General features: G+C 72.9%; 12 protein-coding genes. All 12 read right to left on the bottom strand.

The annotated features are described in order from the left end of the window. Positions 1-50: 50 nt before the first annotated feature. Positions 51-893: a metal ABC transporter permease gene (locus AXF14_RS07970; protein ID WP_067942291.1), complete on the bottom strand. Its 843-nt coding sequence runs from the start codon at positions 891-893 to the stop codon at positions 51-53. Continuing rightward, a complete protein-coding gene (locus tag AXF14_RS07965; protein ID WP_067942290.1) occupies positions 890-1777 on the bottom strand; it encodes a metal ABC transporter permease in 888 nt (295 codons plus the stop codon). The genes AXF14_RS07970 and AXF14_RS07965 overlap by 4 nt, the downstream gene beginning before the upstream one ends. Further along, positions 1774-2502 carry a metal ABC transporter ATP-binding protein gene (locus tag AXF14_RS07960; protein WP_067942289.1) on the bottom strand — a complete coding sequence of 243 codons (729 nt, stop codon included), beginning with the start codon at positions 2500-2502 and terminating at the stop codon, positions 1774-1776. Before AXF14_RS07960 ends, AXF14_RS07965 begins: the two co-directional genes overlap by 4 nt. Next, positions 2502-3704 (bottom strand): metal ABC transporter substrate-binding protein, encoded by a 1203-nt coding sequence (locus tag AXF14_RS07955; RefSeq protein WP_067944219.1) that lies wholly within the window; start codon positions 3702-3704, stop codon positions 2502-2504. Before AXF14_RS07955 ends, AXF14_RS07960 begins: the two co-directional genes overlap by 1 nt. A 150-nt stretch (positions 3705-3854) precedes the next feature. After that, positions 3855-4508: a deoxyribose-phosphate aldolase gene (gene deoC / locus AXF14_RS07950; protein ID WP_067942288.1), complete on the bottom strand. Its 654-nt coding sequence runs from the start codon at positions 4506-4508 to the stop codon at positions 3855-3857. An 81-nt stretch (positions 4509-4589) separates the two neighbouring features. Then, positions 4590-5918: a peptidase T gene (locus AXF14_RS07945; protein ID WP_084355452.1), complete on the bottom strand. Its 1329-nt coding sequence runs from the start codon at positions 5916-5918 to the stop codon at positions 4590-4592. 3 nt (positions 5919-5921) lie between these two features. Next, complete coding sequence (locus tag AXF14_RS07940; protein ID WP_067942286.1) at positions 5922-7259, bottom strand: thymidine phosphorylase; 1338 nt, start codon at positions 7257-7259, stop codon at positions 5922-5924. 122 nt (positions 7260-7381) lie between these two features. Continuing rightward, positions 7382-7843, bottom strand: a complete 462-nt coding sequence (locus tag AXF14_RS14145) for a cytidine deaminase (protein ID WP_067942282.1) — start codon at positions 7841-7843, stop codon at positions 7382-7384. A gap of 231 nt (positions 7844-8074) precedes the next feature. Continuing rightward, entirely contained in the window at positions 8075-9361 is a 1287-nt protein-coding gene (locus AXF14_RS07930; protein WP_067942275.1) for an ABC transporter permease, read from the bottom strand. 3 nt (positions 9362-9364) lie between these two features. Continuing rightward, on the bottom strand, positions 9365-10630 hold the full coding sequence (locus tag AXF14_RS07925) for an ABC transporter permease (RefSeq protein ID WP_067942274.1): 1266 nt from the start codon (positions 10628-10630) through the stop codon (positions 9365-9367). Then, positions 10627-12345, bottom strand: a complete 1719-nt coding sequence (locus AXF14_RS07920; RefSeq protein WP_084355450.1) for an ABC transporter ATP-binding protein — start codon at positions 12343-12345, stop codon at positions 10627-10629. The genes AXF14_RS07925 and AXF14_RS07920 overlap by 4 nt, the downstream gene beginning before the upstream one ends. Before the next feature lie 234 nt (positions 12346-12579). Continuing rightward, a complete protein-coding gene (locus tag AXF14_RS07915; protein ID WP_067944213.1) occupies positions 12580-13650 on the bottom strand; it encodes a BMP family lipoprotein in 1071 nt (356 codons plus the stop codon). Positions 13651-13971: the final 321 nt, after the last annotated feature.

Below are 13971 nucleotides of genomic sequence, written 5' to 3'. Positions count from 1 at the left end.
GCGGACGGGACTCTCACTGTAGGTGATTCTCATTATCGTTAATGGTGATCTCACCCCCTCCGGATCCGCGAGGCTCCGAGGACCGCACCGCACAGGACCCCGATGACGCCGCCCGCGCTCAGCTCCAGCCGGACGGCCAGGAGCAGGCCGACGACGCACACGACTGCGCCGAGCAGCGCCGACCGGCGCACGAGCGAGGGCACGGAGCGGGCGCCGGGCCACGCCGACGCCGCCGGCGCCGCGAGGAGCGCGATGGGCAGGACCGTCCCGACGGCCGGAACGAGCGCGGCGACGGTCAGGCAGACGAGCACCATGACGACGACGTCGACCGCGCCGACGCTCAGCCCGCCGGCGCGGTACCCCAGGGGATCGAAGGCGACGGCGGCGATCCGGTGCCCGACGAGCACCTGCACGAGTAGCACGAGCACCGCGACCGCCCCGGCGAGGACGACGTCGGTCCACCCGACGTTGAGGACCGACCCCGCGAGGAAGCCGTCGACCTTGAGCGGAAGCGGCGCGAACCACCGGGACAGCAGGTACCCCCCGCCGAAGCCCAGGGACAGGACGGCGCCCGCCGCCGCCTGGGAGGACAGGCCGGGCACCCCGGAGAGCCAGCGCGTCAGCGCGACCATCGGCAGGCAGGCGAGGGCCGCCCCGACCACGAGGGCGAGGGACAGCGCCGTGAAGCCGACGCGCCCGCCGCCCAGGAGTCCGCCGACCTGGCTCGCGACCACGACGCCGACGACGGCGCCCGGGAAGGTCGCGTGCGTGAGCGCCTCTGCGAGGAAGACGCGTCTGCTCGCGACGGCCAGGGCTCCGACCGCACCCGCCGCGGCGCCCATGACGAGGCACTCGACGAGCGGCAGCACGAGGAGGGACCATGAGACGCTCACGCGGCGCCACCCCCTCGGCGCCGCGCCCCCGCCGCCGCCACGACGAGCACGACGGCCATGACGAGGACGATGACGGCCTGGGGCGAGACCGGCCTGGGGGCCGGCGAGATCGCCAGGAGGAGGCCGACGACACCGCTCGCGACGCTGACGGCCGCGGCGACGAAGACCTGCCCCCTCACGGTCCCGGCGAGGACGCGCCCGGCGCAGGCGGGCAGGACGACGTAGGCGATGACGAGCAGGGTCCCCACCGCAGCGGCGCCGGCCACGACGACGGCCGCGAGCGCGAGCTCGAGCACGAGGTCCAGCGTCTCGGGACGCGGGCGCCCGGACCTCGCCCCGACGGGGTCGAAGGCCCTCGCCACCTGCTCCTTCCAGGTGACTGCCACGGCGACGAGACCGAGCGCGCAGGCGACGAGCGCCTGGACGAGGCGGGGGCCGGTCACCTCCAGGAGGCGCCCGAACATGAGCGCCTCGAGCTGGCCGGACATGTCGCCCTCGGCGAGCAGGATGACGAGCCCGACCGAGAAGAAGGTCGTGAGGACCACGGCGGTGCCGGCCTCGGAGGCGTCCCGTCGGGCCCGCACGCCGGAGCGCGAGAGGACGGCGGCGGCCACCGCCCCGACGACCATGGCCGTCGGGACGATGCCCTCCCTCCCCCACAGGACCGCGCCGACGACGACGCCCGGGAAGACCGCGTGCACGAGGGCCTCGGCGGAGAACTCGGCGCGCCTGAGGTTGACGAGCGCGCCCACGGGGGCGCAGGCGAGGCCGAGCACGACGACGAGCACGAGCGCCCGGAGGAGGTAGGGGACGGTCAGGAGGCTCACGAGGAGCGACCCGTCCCCGCCGAGCAGGAGGGGCGCACCCGCCTGGGCGGCCGTCACCGGACGACCGCCCCGGCGCCGTAGGCCTCCTCGATGAGCCGCGGGACGAGGACGTCGTCGCGGCGCCCGAAGGCGACCTGCCTGCCGGCGAGGAGGACGGCCTTGTCGCAGGCCTCCCTGGCGAGGACCAGGTCGTGCGTCGAGACCACAACGGCGGCGCCGCGCCCCTTGAGATCCTCGAGGATGCTGAGGAGCGCGTCCCGGTTCGGCTGATCGAGCCCGTTGAAGGGCTCGTCGAGCAGGACAAGCTCGGGGTCGGCCACGAGGCACCGGGCGAGGAGGGTCCTCTGCTGCTGCCCGCCGGAGAGCTCGCCGAAGCGGCGCCGGGCCGCGTCGCCGAGCCCTACGGCCTCGAGAGCGCGGAGGCTCGCCTCGCGCTCGCGCCTGCCGGGCCGCCGCCCGAGCCCGAGGCGCGGGTGGGTGCCCATGAGGACGACGTCGAGGGCGGTGACGGGGAAGGACGGGTCGAGGTCCGCGATCTGCGGCACGTAGCCGATCGAGCCGGGGCGCGCGCGCCCCGGCTCCGCCCCAACCGCCTCGACGCCGCCCGAGACGACGCGGACCATGCCGAGCAGGGCGCGCAGGAGCGTCGTCTTGCCGGAGCCGTTGGGGCCGAGGAGGGCCAGGGCCTCGCCGGCGCGGACCTGGCCGACGAGCCCGGTGACGACGGGGGTCCGCCCGTACGAGAGGGAGGCATCCCGCAGGCTCACCCGGACCGGGGGCATCACGGCTCCACCACGTCCGTGGGCGCCCAGGGTCGAAGGTCCTCGGGCAGCTCGGCCGCGGTGCCGCCCCAGGCGACGACGAGGTTGGTGACGTTGTGGAGGATCGAGCCGACGTAGGTCTCGCCGTCGGAGCCCGGCGCGCCGAGGGAGTCGCCGTAGAGGGCCTCGTCGCCGATGACGGCCCGGACGCCGGCGAGGTCGGCGACCTTCTGGATCGACTTGGGGTTGTTGGAGTTCTCGGCGAAGATCGCGACCGCTCCGGAGGCCCGCACGGCGTCGACCGTCTCCTGGATCTTCTGCGCGGTCGCGTCCTGCTGTGCGTTGAAGTCCGAGAGGGCCGCGCCCTCGAAGCGGACGCCGTACTCCTTGGAGAAGTAGCCGAAGGCGTCGTGGCTGGTGAACAGGACGCGGCTCTTCTCGGGGACGGTGGCGATGCTGTCGCGGACCCACTGGTCGAGGAGGTCGAGGAGACGCTGGTAGGCGTCGACGCCGGTCCGCAGGGCCTCGGCGCCCGCGGGCGCGGCCGCCTCGAGCGCGCGCCCGACGTTGGCGGCCTGGACGGAGGCGTTGCGCGGAGAGGTCCACACGTGGGGGTCGAAGCGGAACTCGGGCTGGCCCTCCCCGTCCTCAGGGGGGAAGGGCCAGGGCGCGACGTCCACGGCGCCGGAGCCCCTGTCGACGGTGTAGGGCAGCCCCTTCTCCTTGTCCACCTCGGAGTCGAGGTCGTCGACGTCGACGGCGCCGAGGACCCCCGAGGTGACGACCATGCGGCCCTTGAACCCCGTGGCGGAGACGGCGTCGTCGAGGAAGTGCTCGAGGTCGACGCCGGAGACGAGGAAGAGGTCGGCCTCGGCGAGGGCCCGGGACTGGGCGGCGGTCATCTCGTGCTCGTGCGCCGAGGCGTTGGGGGCCAGCAGGCAGGTGAGGGCGACGTGGACGGAGGCGGAGGCGGGGTCGGCGCCGAGCGTCTCGACGGATCCGTCCGCTCCGGTGCGGGTCAGCGCGACGCCCGAGGCGGCCTCGGCGATGCGGGTGGCGTAGTCGCAGACCTGGGTGGTCGATCCGACGACCTTGAGGGTGGTGTCGTCGGTGGAGGCCTCCGAGGCTCCGCGGGTCTCGCCGCAGGCGGCCAGGGGGAGCAGGGCGGTGACACCGAGGAGGGAGAGGAAGCGGCGTCGGGAACTAACGATAACTGTTCTCATGGTGCGCAGCATAGTTTCGGGTACCCGAAACTTTCAAGACGGCGGGGCTCCACCCCGAGGGGCGCCCCGTCACGCACGAGCGGCCCCGACCGGCGGATGCCGGTCGGGGCCGCTCAAGGCCTCCTCGGGGCCCCGTCAGGGGGCCCGGGGTCAGTCCTCGAGGCCCTCCAGGATGGCGACCGAGGCGGAGACGCCCAGGCGCGAGGCGCCGGCCTCGATCATGGCGAGGGCCGTGGCCGCGTCGCGGATGCCGCCGGAGGCCTTGACGCCGAGGCGGTCGCCGACGGTGGCGCGCATGAGCTCGACGGCGTGCACGGAGGCGCCGCCCGCCGGGTGGAAGCCCGTCGAGGTCTTGACGAAGTCGGCGCCGGCCCGCTCGGAGGCCTCGCAGACGGCCACGATCTCCTCGTCGTTGAGGGCCGCGGACTCGATGATGACCTTGAGGAGCTTCTCCCCCACGGCCTCCTTGACGGCGCGGACGTCCGCCTCGACGGCGTCGTAGTCGTGCTCCTTGACCTGCTTGAGGTTGACGACCATGTCGACCTCGTCCGCGCCCTTGGCGACGGAGTCGGCGGCCTCGGCGGCCTTGACGCTCGTGGCGTGGGCGCCCGAGGGGAAGCCGCAGACGGTCGCGACCTTGAGGCCCTCGGGAACCTCGACGGGCAGCTGGTTCGGGGAGACGCACACGGAGAAGGTGCCGAGCTCGGCGCCCTGCGCGATGAGGGCGGCCACCTGCTCGCCGGTGGCCTCGGGCTTGAGGAGGGTGTGGTCGATGATGGCGGCGACGTCGCTGCGCTGGGTCATGGGTTTCCTCTCGGATCGGGGTGGTGGCGCCGGCCGGGGCGGGCGGGTGCCGGGTGTCGGTTCGGGGCCCAGGCTACGGGCTCAGCCGCCGGCGGCGAGGCGGACGAGCTCGCGGCACACGCGGTAGCTGGCCGCGAAGGACGGCAGGGGCAGCAGCTCCGCCGCCGAGTGGAAGTTGTGGGCCCCGGTGAAGACGTTGGGCGTGAAGATCCCCTGCGTCGACAGCCAGGAGCCGTCGGTGCCGCCGCGCATGGCGAGCGGGATCGGCGCGATGCCGAGGCGGTCCAGGGCCGTGTAGACGTGGGCGAGGGCGTGCTCGTTGGCGCTCGTGCGGGCGTCGGCGAGGTTGGCGTAGACGTCGTCGATGACGAGCTCGAGGCCGGCGCGCGGGTGGGCGGCGGCGACCTCCTCGACGATCCGCTGGAGGCGCGCCTTCTTCTCCTCGTAGCCGGCGCGGTCGTGGTCCCGGACGGAGATGGTGAGGGTGCAGGTGGACTGGTCGCCGACGACGTCGTGGACCCAGACGTAGCCCTCGCGGCCCTCCGTCCACTCCGGGGTCTCCGACGGGTCGAGGCGGTCGATGACCTCGGCGGCGATGAGGATCGGGTTGACGAGGACGCCCTTCCCGCGCATCGGGTGGGTGGCGACGCCGGTGACCGTGAGGGTGCAGGTGGCGGCGTTGAAGGTCTCCTCGACGACCTCGCCGAGCTCGCAGGAGTCGAGGGTGTAGGCCCACGCGACGTCGAAGCGGTCGAGCTCCATGGTCCGCACGCCGCGCAGGCCGATCTCCTCGTCGGGGACGAAGGAGAGGACGACGTCGCCGTGGGGCTCCCCCGCCCCGGTCCGCGAGTCGGCAGCGAGGAGGTCGCACGCGAGCTGCATGACCGTGGAGACGCCGGCCTTGTCGTCGGCGCCGAGCACGCTCGTGCCGTCGGAGACGAGGATCCTCTGCCCGGCGTAGCGGGCCAGCTCGGGGTGGTCGGCGAGGCGGATGGCGGTGCCGGTCGCGGCGTCCTGGACGAGGTCGCCACCGTGGGAGACGCCGTCGTAGTCGACGACGCGGGCGCGGACGACGGGGCTCAGTCCGGAGTCGACGGTGTCGAGGTGGGTGCAGAAGCCGATCGCGGGCGCGGCCGGGTCGGTCGCCGGGATCCTCGCGGTGAGAACGCTCGTCTCCGAGAGGTGGACGTCGGCGGCGCCGGCGGCGGTGAGCTCGTCGGCGAGCAGCCGGGCGAGCTCGCGCTGCCCCTCGCTCGTGGGGAGCCCGGTTCGCGCGGCGTCGGACTGGCTGGGGACGGCGCTGTAGCGCAGGAAGCGCTCGGCGAGGGCGTTCTCGAGGTCGGTCCCCTCGGGCGCCCCGCGGACCGGGGCGGGGGCGGTGGCGCCGCTGGTGCTCGACCGGTCACTCACGGCTCAGGCGATCCTGTCGAGGACGACGCCGGCCTCCCGGCGCGCGATCGCGTCCTGCGCAGCCTGCGAGCCGGGCTCCGAGATGGTGAGCCCGCCGGCGAGGGCCTCCAGGGCCCGGCCGAAGCGCTCCGGGGTCTCAGTGTGGAGGGTGAGGAGGGTCTGGCCCTTGCGGACGGCGTCGCCGGGCTTGGCGTGCATCTCGACGCCGGCGACGGCCTGGACCGGGTCCTCCTTGCGGGCGCGTCCGGCGCCGAGGCGCCAGGCGGCCACGCCGACGCTGAGGGCGTCGAGCTCGGTGAGGACGCCGTCGTCGGGGGCGGTGACGGTCTCGGTCTCGGGGGCGACGGGCAGGGGCGCGTCGGGGTCGCCGTCCTGGCGGCGGATCATCTCGCGCCACACGTCCATGGCTCGGCCGTCGGCGAGGGCTGCCCGCAGCTCGGGCTCCTCCACCGGGTGGCCGGCGGCGTCGAGCATCTCGGAGGCGAGGGCGACGGTGAGGTCGACGACGTCGGCCGGGCCGCCGCCGGAGAGGACCTCGACGGCCTCGCGGACCTCGAGGGCGTTGCCGGCGGTGAGGCCGAGCGGCGTGGACATGTCGGTGAGGAGGGCGCGGGTGGCGGTGCCGGCGTCCTGGCCGAGGGCGACCATGGTCTCCGCGAGCTCCCGGGCCTGGGCCATCTCCTTCATGAAGGCGCCGGAGCCGACCTTGACGTCGAGGACCAGGGCACCGGTGCCCTCGGCGATCTTCTTGGACATGACCGAGGAGGCGATGAGCGGGATGCAGGAGACGGTGCCGGTGGTGTCGCGCAGGGCGTAGAGCTTCTTGTCGGCGGGGGCGAGACCGGAGCCGGCGGCGCAGATGACGGCGCCGGGGCCCTCGGTCCCGAGCATGGCGTCGATCTCCTCATTGGTGAGGGCCGCGCGCCAGCCGGGGATCGACTCGAGCTTGTCGAGGGTGCCGCCGGTGTGCCCGAGGCCGCGGCCGGAGAGCTGGGGGACGCTGACGCCGAAGACGGCGACGAGCGGGGCGAGCGGGAGGGTGATCTTGTCGCCGACGCCACCGGTGGAGTGCTTGTCCGCGGTGGGGCGTCCGAGGGCGGAGAAGTCCATGCGCTCGCCCGAGCGGATCATGGCGTCGGTCCAGCGGGCGATCTCGGCGCGGTCCATGCCGTTGAGGTAGATCGCCATGGCCAGCGCGCTCATCTGCTCGTCGGCGACGGCGCCGCGGGTGTAGGCGTCGATGACCCAGTCGATCTGGGCGTCGGTGAGGCGGGCGCGGTCGCGCTTGGCGGCGATGACGTCGACGGCGTCGAAGGGCTCGACGTCGGGGGCGGTGGTCATGCGGTTCTCCTTGGAGTGCGGTGGGTGCCTGCGGCTGCGCCGTCGGCGGCCGGGCTGCGGGTGCCGGCGGGCAGGATGTCCCGATCTCGAGGTCAGGATGTCCCGATCTCGGGGCAGGGGGGTCAGCTGGCGGGGCCGGTCGCGGCGGTGGCGGCGCCGGGGACGGCCGCGAGGTCTCCGTCGGTGAAGCGGCCGGGCAGGACCTCGTCGATCGTCATCGTGCCTCCGGGCATGGAGAGGAGCATGCCGGGGGCCGCGTGCTCGGAGAGGACCTGGCGGCAGCGGCCGCACGGCGAGCAGGCCTCGCCGCGCCCGTCGACGCAGGCGAAGGCGACGAGGCGCCCTCCCCCGGTGCGAACGAGATCGGAGACGAGGCCGCACTCGGCGCACAGGGTGACGCCGTAGCCGGCGTTCTCGACGTTGCAGCCCGAGACGAGGCGCCCGTCGTCGACGAGGGCGGCGGCCCCGACCCGGAAGCGGGAGTACGGGGCGTAGGCGTGCTCCATGGCGTCGACGGCGAGGGCTCGCAGCCGCTCCCAGACCTCGTCGTCGACGGGTGGGACGTCCTGTGCTGCAGTGGTCACCGGCTCATCATCGCGCAAAGCCACGGGGGCTGGCGAGCCTGCGCCCGCCCGCGCGCGTCGGCCGCGTGCGGGCGCGCCGACTCGCCGTCGTGCGGACCGAGCCCAGCGCGCGGGTCGCGCCGAGCTCAGCGAGGGGGCCACGGCAAGGCCCCGTCCCCACCGGCCCCGGGCGCGGGTCGACCCGCCCCGGGGAGTCCGGGACGGGCCGACACGGTCGGGCGGGAGCGCCGATCACGGGTAGGGGACGCCCTCGGCGGCGGGGGCGCGGACCTTCCCGACGAAGCCTGCGACGGCCAGAATCGTCACGATGTAGGGGATCATGAGGATGAAGTTCGACGGGATCGGCGTACCGACGACGGAGAGCGTCTGACCGACGGAGGTCGCGAAGCCGAACAGCAGCGCCGCGTACAGCGTGCCCACCGGGTTCCAGGCGCCGAGGATCATGGCGGCCAGGGCGATGTAGCCGTTGCCGGCGGAGATGTCCTTGGTGAAGGACAGACCGGAGCCGATCGTGAAGAAGGCGCCGCCCAGGCCGGCGAGCGCACCGCCGAGCATGAGGTTGTTGACGCGGGTGCGCATGACCTTGATGCCGACGGTGTCCGCCGCCTTGGGGTGCTCGCCGACGGCTCGCATCCGCAGGCCCCAGCGCGAGCGGAACAGCATGAAGGACAGCACCGCGACGGCCAGGTACATGAGGTAGACGAGGATCGTCTGCTTGAACAGGACGGGACCGATGACGGGGATCTCCGCGAGGACCGGGATCGGCAGGGTCGGCAGGTGCATGGCCTGGTTGAGGTTCTTCGAGTCCGTGAGGAGCGTGGAGAACAGGAAGCTCGTGAGGCCCGAGACGAGGACGTTGAGGACGACGCCGACGACGACCTGGTTGACCCGGTACTTGAGGCCGAACAGTGCCAGGAGCAGCGCGACGAGCACGCCGGCGACCGGTGCGGCGACGAGGCCGATCCAGGGGCTGCCCGCGGCGGAGGCGACGACGGCGCCGAGGAAGGCGCCTCCGAGGAGCTGTCCCTCGATGGCGATGTTGATCGTGCCGGAGCGCTCGCCGATGACGCCGGCGAGACCGCCGAAGACGAGGGGGACGGATAGCGCGAGGGTCGAGGACAGGATCGTCACGAGGGGCATGACGGTCGAGCGGCCGGCGCCGGCCCAGGTGAGGAAGGCCAGGACGAAGGCGAGGCCGAGGACGATCCCGACCCAGGCGGCCACGCGACGGCGGGCGACGGCCCTGAGCCACGCGAACGCGGTCGCAGCCAGGGCGACGACGAGCATGACGAGGATGGTGCCCCGGGCGCCGACGGTGACGTCGGAGATCTGGAAGAAGTCCGCGCTCGTGGCGACCTTGAAGGAGGTCGTGCCATGAGCGGTGGCGGCCATGAGGACGCACAGGAGGGAGACGACGACGCCCGTGACAGGCATCTTGAGGGCGATGGGTTCGCGGACCTCACCGCTCGTGGCGGCGGCCGCGCGGCTGGCGGCGGGGGCGGTGGTGGCGGTGCTCATGGCTCAGGCCTCCTGTCCGGCGGTGGTCGGGGCGGCGGCGCGGGCAGCGTCGCGCTGCTTGCGCCTCCAGGAGCCCGGTGCGGGAAGGCGGTAGATGGCGCGGACGAGCGGCGGGGCGGCGATGAACAGGACGATCGTGGACTGGAGGACCAGGACGATGTCGATCGGGGTGCCCGTGGCGGCCTGCATGGTCGTGCCGCCAGCGGTGAGGGCTCCGAAGAGCAGGCCCGCCAGGACCGTGCCGAGCGGGGTCGAGCGGCCGAGCAGCGCGACGGTCATGGCGTCGAAGCCGACCGTGCCGGCGATCGAGGTCGTGAGGTAGTGCTGGGTGCCGAGGACGGGGCCGGTGGCGGCGAGGCCGCACAGGGCGCCGGAGACGATCATGACGAGGGCGGTCACCTTGGGCACGTTGATGCCGGCGGTGCGGGCGGCGTCGGGGTTGAGGCCGGTGGCGCGGAACTGGAAGCCGATCTCGCTGCGCTCGAGGAGCCACCAGACGAAGAGGGCCGCCAGGAGCGCGACGACGAAACCGAGGTGGAGGCGGAAGGAGCCCCCCAGGAGCAGCGGGTACTCGGCGTTCTCCGCGACCGACAGCGACTTGGGGTTGGCGTTGCCCGCGCCGATGAAGGCGTCCGTGGTGAGGACGTGCGCCAGCAGGTAGGTGGCGATCGAGTTGAGCATGATGGTCGTGATGACCTCGCTGGCCCCGGTGGTCGCCTTGAGGACGCCGGAGATGCCGCCCCAGATGGCGCCGCCGAGGATGGCGCCGATGATGGCGACCAGGAGGTGGAGGCCGGTCGGGAGGTTCCAGGCGAAGCCGACGTAGCCGCCCAGGATGGCGCCGAGCATGATCTGCCCCTGGCCGCCGACGTTGAACAGGCCGGCTCGGAAGGCGACCGCCATGCCGAGTCCGGCGAGGATGAGCGGCGTGGCGACTGTGAGGGTCTCCGTCATGGGCCGCCACATGCGGGTGGTGGTCGTGGCCTGCCAGTCGAAGATCCCGCCGCGGACGAGCGCGGTGTAGGCCTGGGACAGGGAGGTTCCGGCCGCGTTGAACCAGTCGCTGGGGCGGGCGAAGAAGTAGCTGGAGGCGGCGCGGACGTCCGGGTCCGCGATGAGGATGAGGACGGACCCCACGATCATCGCGGTGAAGACCGCGAGGACGCCCATGAGGACGCTCGACTCGGCGATCTGGCGGAGCACGGGCGGCTTGGCCTCCCGGCGCTCCTCGGCGGTGCCGGCGGCCGGCGCGGTGGTGGCCTGGCTCATCGGTTCTCCTCGCTCGTGGTGGGGTCGGTGGTCCTGACCGCGTCGCTCTCGGCGCCGGTGGTCGGGGTGCTGGGGTCGGTGCCGGCCACGGTGCCGTCGGCGTCGGTGACGAGCTCGGACTCGTCGATGCCGAGGAGGGCCGCGCCGCCGGCGGCGCCGGTGGCCTCGGCCTCGGGGTCGACCGCGGTGGCGTCGGTGTCCGTGCGGGACAGGGCCTCTTCCAGCGGGACGCCGGCCATCATGAGGCCGAGGACGTCGCGCGGGGTCTCCGGCCCGACGATGCCGACCAAGCGCCCGTGGTACATGACGGCGATGCGGTCGGAGAGGGCGTAGACCTCGTCGAGCTCGCTGGAGATGATGAGGACGGCGGTGCCGTTGTCGCGCTCCTCGACGATGCGCTTGTGGACGAACTCGATGGAGCCGACGTCGAGGCCGCGGGTGGGCTGGGAGGCGACGAGGGCCTTGAGCGGGCGGGAGAGCTCGCGGGCGAGGATCGCCTTCTGGGCGTTGCCGCCGGAGAGGGTGGAGATCGGGTCGGCGACGTCGGTGACGCGCACGTCGAACTCGTCGCGCAGGCGCTCGGCGTGGGCGCGGACCTTGGCGGGGCTGATGGAGGGGCCGGCGCCGAAGGCGGGGTCGTCGTAGCGGTCGAGGATCATGTTCTCGGCGATGGAGAAGTCCGCGACCATGCCGTCCGTGGAGCGGTCCTCGGGGACGAAGCCGAGGCCGGCTCCGAGGCGCTGGTGGACGGAGAGTCCGGTGACCTCGCGACCACCGAAGGCGACGGTGCCCGCGGCGGGCGCGATCAGGCCGAGGATGACCTCGCCGAGCTCGGTCTGGCCGTTGCCCTGGACGCCGGCGACGCCGAGGATCTCGCCGTTGCGGACCTCGAGACTGACGTCGTCGAGGAGGGCGACGCCATCGTCCACGACGGTGACGTCCTTGATCTCGAGGCCGACCTCGCCCGGCTGGGCCGGAGCCTTCTCGACGGCGAGGGAGACGTTGTGGCCGACCATGAGCCCGGCGAGCTCGGTGGCCGAGGCCGTGGGCAGCGCCGTGCCGACGACCTTGCCGCGGCGGATGACCGTGATGGTGTCCGCGACCTCGCGGATCTCGCGGAGCTTGTGGGTGATGAAGACGATGGAGGTCCCGACGGCCTTGAGCTCGCGCATGATGTCCATGAGCTCGTCGGTCTCCTGGGGCGTGAGCACGGCGGTGGGCTCGTCCAGGATGAGGACCTTGGCGTCGCGGGAGAGGGCCTTGATGATCTCGACGCGCTGCTGGACGCCGACGGGGAGGTCCTCGATGTAGGCGTCGGGGCGGACGTCGAAGCCGAAGCGCTCCGAGATCTCCTTGACCTTGGAGGCCGCGGCCTTGGCGTCGATGACGCCGGCGACGCCGGCGGGCTCGTAGCCCAGGGCGACGGACTCGGCGACGGTGAAGACGGGCACGAGCATGAAGTGCTGGTGGACCATGCCGATGCCGGCGGCCACGGCGTCGCCGGGGCCCTTGAACGTCACGGGCTGGCCGTCGATGACGATCTCGCCGCCGTCGGGCTGGTAGAGGCCGTAGAGGACGTTCATGAGGGTCGACTTGCCGGCGCCGTTCTCGCCCAGGAGGGCGTGGATCTGGCCGGGCTCGACGGTGATGTCGATGTGGTCGTTGGCCACGAGCGGTCCGAAGACCTTCGTGATCCCGCGGAGCTCTAGGCGCACGAGGGGCTCGCTTCCGTCGGCTGTGCTGGGTGGGGGTGGTTGGAGCGGCGGTGGGCCATGGGGCCGGTCCGGGGGCGGGGGCGTGAGGCCCCGGGCGCCCGGGCTGGGAGGGAATATAGACGACCCCGCCGCGGGGTCGCCGCCTCCCGCTGAGGCGCCGCTGACGCCGCCGCCCGACGAGGGGCGGCGGCGTCAGCGGGTCAGTGCGTCATGCGAGGACGGTCCGAGGACGCGTCAGGACGGGTCGTAGGAGGTCGAGACCGTCAGCTTGCCGTCGATGATCTGCTGCTCGAGGTCCTTGACCTGGGTCTGGACGTCCGAGGGGACCTTGGAGGACCAGTCGTGGTAGTCCGCGATCCCGACGCCGCCGTTCTTGAGGGTGCCGATGTACGGGTCCGCGGTGAACTTGCCCGCCTGGGCCTCCTTGACCGTGTCGTAGACCGAGGTGCCGATCTCCTTGACGATGGAGGTCATGATGATGGAGCCCTCGGAGGTGGAGCTGTAACCGTCGGCGTCGACCCACACGACGCCGTTGTCGCCCCCGGCGGCCTTGACGGAGGACAGGGTGCCCAGGCCCACGGGGCCGGCGACCGGGAGGATGATGTCCGCGCCCTGGGACAGGAACTGCTCGGTGAGCTGCTGGCCCTTGGTCGTGTTGGAGAAGTCGCCGACGAAGGAGCCGGCGTCGGGGTTCTTGGTGTCCCAGCCGAGGACCTGGACGTCCTTGCCGTTGTCCTCGTTGTACTTGGCGACGCCCTGGGCGAAGCCGTCCATGAAGATCTGGACGGTCGGGATGGCCTGGCCGCCGTAGGTGGCGACCTTGCCGGACCTGGAGGTGCCCGCGGCGGCGTAGCCGGCGAGGTAGGCGGCCTCGGAGGTCTTGAAGATGAGGGGCTTGGCGTTGCTCAGGCCGTCCTCGGAGAAGGAGGAGTCGATGAGGGCGAACTCGATGTCGGGGTTGGCCTTGGCGGCGCTCGTCATGTCCTCGGCGAGGTTGAAGCCGACGCCGATGATGAGGTTGCAGCCCTGCTGGACGAGGGAGTCGACGTTCGTGGCGTAGTCGGCGGCGGACTGGGACTCGACGGCGATCTCCTTGACGCCGAGCTCGGACTTGGCCTTGTCGAGGCCCTCCTTGCCGGACTGGTTGAAGGACTGGTCGTCGAAGCCGCCCTCGTCGGAGACCATGCAGGCGGTGAAGTCGGAGGAGCCGGCGGCGGCGGAGCCGGAGGAGCCGGAGGACGCGGAGTCGGAGGGGGCGGCGCCGCAGGCGGCGAGGGAGAGCGCGGCGGCGAGGCCGAGCGCCATGGCGGAGTAGGTCTTCTTGTTCAACGGGGTCTCCAAGGGGGATGCGGAGCTGACCGCCCGCCGGGGTGGTCGGGCGCGTTCGCTGACAGGATAGACGGTCGCCGTCAGCGCGACGACGCCGCTTCGTTACCGTGCGGTCACAGTCCGATCAGTGACGCCGCGCACGTGATGCGCATCACATGCGAGGCGGCTCGCTCCACCCGTTCACCCCGGAGTCGGAGGCACCCGCAGCGCTCCTGCCACCGTCGCGAGGTCGCCGCCGCCTGCACCGACGGCGGGACGCTCGACGTCGTCGAGCGGCTCCGCGACCTCCCCCACCCT

The sequence above is a fragment of the Actinomyces radicidentis genome (genome assembly GCF_001553565.1).
Classification (GTDB): Bacteria; Actinomycetota; Actinomycetes; order Actinomycetales; family Actinomycetaceae; genus Actinomyces; species Actinomyces radicidentis.
Note: the sequence above shows the minus strand (reverse complement) of the source record. Positions and strands in the feature narration are given on the sequence as shown.

Excerpts from the sequence above, each read along its gene's own strand:
- AXF14_RS07925 (WP_067942274.1), bottom strand. The coding sequence starts at position 10,630 with ATGAGCCAGGCCACCACCGCGCCGGCCGCCGGCACCGCCGAGGAGCGC.
- AXF14_RS07960 (WP_067942289.1), bottom strand. The coding sequence starts at position 2,502 with ATGCCCCCGGTCCGGGTGAGCCTGCGGGATGCCTCCCTCTCGTACGGG.
- AXF14_RS07940 (WP_067942286.1), bottom strand. The coding sequence starts at position 7,259 with ATGACCACCGCCCCCGACGTCGAGCCCTTCGACGCCGTCGACGTCATC.
- AXF14_RS07915 (WP_067944213.1), bottom strand. The coding sequence starts at position 13,650 with ATGGCGCTCGGCCTCGCCGCCGCGCTCTCCCTCGCCGCCTGCGGCGCC.
- deoC (WP_067942288.1), bottom strand. The coding sequence starts at position 4,508 with ATGACCCAGCGCAGCGACGTCGCCGCCATCATCGACCACACCCTCCTC.
- AXF14_RS07930 (WP_067942275.1), bottom strand. The coding sequence starts at position 9,361 with ATGAGCACCGCCACCACCGCCCCCGCCGCCAGCCGCGCGGCCGCCGCC.
- AXF14_RS07955 (WP_067944219.1), bottom strand. The coding sequence starts at position 3,704 with ATGAGAACAGTTATCGTTAGTTCCCGACGCCGCTTCCTCTCCCTCCTC.